Genomic DNA, 314 nt, shown 5'->3' with positions numbered 1-314 from the left:
GCGCTGCGCTCTTTCTTGGTGGCTAAGCCACATACTTTAATAGTGGCTTATAGTCCCAATGTGGTACTCAATCGAAATTTTCACCCTCACTTCTACTGATCTTTTTTTGAGTCTTGGATCATTCCGTGTTTGGCATCTGTCAGCATGTTTTCAAACATGTATCTTGCTACGTCTGTCCACTGCACTTGCTTGCCAATTTTTGAGCTTATCTCAATTGCTGCTCTTTCAAGCTTTATTTGTTGTGCTTCGTGCACTCTTAAAGTTTTGTATGACATGTCTACCTCTTTACATTTGTACTTGTATTTTAGTGTTTG

General features: G+C 39.5%; 1 protein-coding gene. It reads right to left on the bottom strand.

All coding sequences use genetic code 11. From position 1 onward, the window contains the following. Positions 1-92: 92 nt before the first annotated feature. Positions 93-314: hypothetical protein (locus AW165_RS18830; RefSeq protein WP_212823969.1), on the bottom strand; the 222-nt coding region annotated here is incomplete at its 5' end.

This window comes from Acinetobacter sp. LMB-5 (genome assembly GCF_001541635.1).
Classification (GTDB): domain Bacteria; phylum Pseudomonadota; class Gammaproteobacteria; order Pseudomonadales; family Moraxellaceae; genus Acinetobacter; species Acinetobacter pittii.
Note: the sequence above shows the minus strand (reverse complement) of the source record. Positions and strands in the feature narration are given on the sequence as shown.